Here is a 1,946-nt window from a genome sequence, read left to right on the forward strand (position 1 = left end):
GATGAGGATACAGATTTGTTGAATTGGTTGCAGGATTTTTGTAGGTAGGTTTTTTAAAAATATTATGGAAAGACATTAGCGTTGCATAAAATTGTTGTTCACTTGTCAAATCAATAAATTACTCTTAAATCACTTGAAGCTAAAATTTACCATCTTCATTTTGTTTTTAAATTAAAAAAAGTGAACAGTGAACGAAGAGTAGCTCTTATCCACAATTTGGAATATGACTATTTATTAAACAAACAATGGGTCAAAATCAAGTGTATCTAAGTGATCCACCTCGCCTTCACTGTATTGTTTCATAAGGATGCGAAATTCGTGTTCAAAATCATATTTCCGTCGGCCTTTTGAAGTGCGTGTAGGTGGGCGAAACAATGCTTTGACAAACGTCTCGTAACTTTCGAACAACAGATTCTCCAACGTTTTTTTGACATCGAGAAGCTGGCCACTGTGCCCCGTATTATGTTGGATTAAAACGGTTAAACAGTAAGTAATTAAGGCAATCCAGATTTGATTGTAAACCGCATTTTGACTTTTACCATAAAACGTTTTTAGTTTTAAATGTTGTTTCATCCATTTGAAAAACGTTTCTATTTTCCAGCGATAACGATAAAGATCACCAATTTCTTTGGCGGATAGTCCAAAACAATTCGTTACAATCGTAACGCTGTTGCCTTCGGCGTCTTCTGTTTCAATTAATCGGAGTGGTTGACTCATTTTTGTTCCAGATACGTCATTGCCTAAATAGACATCTTGGTCTTTAAAAATAAGCTGCTTTGGATCAGGAACTTGTTCTGAAAGGACTTCGATTTCAGCATTCTTTTTGAGCCGTGTCAAAAATTGTGTTTCCGAAAGACAAAGCTTTTCGAATTGCTTATAGTCGATGTAACCTCGATCAAATAAGTAAATGGTGTCTAAATCAGTATCGATTAATTCGTCCATTTGTGAGCGGTCCGAATGGATCGCTGGTAATAACTTCGCTCGATCAGGTATCGTGTCATCTTTGGTCACAACGACTCTCGCATGTAGTCGAACACCTGCTTTCGTCTTTCGAAATGTCGCCCAAGGATATTGGCTAAGACACATGCTCATTGTCGTTGAATCAATCACTTTTAAACGGGTAATATGTCGAATAAGTGGTGACGAATAAGACATTTTCAGTTGGATTTTATTTGCTAAATATAAGAAAGTATTCTCGAATAGGTCAGATGGTAATTGACTTAATTTTCGAGACAATTGAGACGTACTGATACTTTCAAACGCTAATTGTCGTTTCATGTCTTGCTTATCTTTTGTTTGTTTCGAAACACTTGTTAAGCTTTTAATTTCATAAATTTGTGCCATGATCATGAGTTGAAAGAATCGGTAAGCCGTCAGCTTTTTGACATACTTATCGATATCCTTGACGTTGCTTAACTCTAAAAATGTTCGTTCATCAATAAGTTTAAGTAGTTCACTAATTGTAGAATTTGTGGTATTCTTGTCCATGATGTTGCTCCTTATTTTTTGGGATTTGGACAGAGCTACCAAACCTAATTATAAGGAGTTTTTTCTGTTTTTAGAAATATTTCGAATAACCACTTGACATTTCGAAAAAATGTTTATGCAATACTAATGATGGAAAGATATTTCTTATAACAGTTTAGACCACAAGGTTTTTTGGGGCTATCTTTCCATAAACAAAAACTTTCGATAATTTCCTGTTCCAGGCGCTCCTGATAAAATGACATTCTCTTGCCTTTCGATAAATGTAAGTGATTCAAGACCATCTCTGTCGAGATTTGATGGGAAGTGGATATGGTCTCCCCATTGGTAATCTACTAATTCCTTTTCATTCATAAACTTTGCTTTTTTGATGAAGCGTTCGCCCTTTGCAGTTTCTCTTAATTCTATCTCCTGTTGTAATATAGCCAACAAATATTGCTCTGGATTCTCGAAGGGAATCT

The 1,946-nt window shown here is 35.5% G+C and carries 2 protein-coding genes; both read right to left on the reverse strand.

Features of this window, described 5'->3' with window-relative positions:
* Positions 1 to 234 precede the first annotated feature (234 nt).
* Positions 235 to 1,488 (reverse strand): IS4 family transposase, encoded by a 1,254-nt coding sequence (locus tag ABD814_RS00935; protein WP_344909519.1) that lies wholly within the window; start codon positions 1,486 to 1,488, stop codon positions 235 to 237.
* Between the two features lie 177 nt (positions 1,489 to 1,665).
* Positions 1,666 to 1,946, reverse strand: a 281-nt coding sequence (locus ABD814_RS00940; protein ID WP_344909521.1) for an ATP-binding protein, incomplete at its 5' end; no start/stop codon positions are given.

The organism is Amphibacillus indicireducens, assembly GCF_039539605.1.
GTDB classification, from domain to species: domain Bacteria; phylum Bacillota; class Bacilli; order Bacillales; family Amphibacillaceae; genus Amphibacillus; species Amphibacillus indicireducens.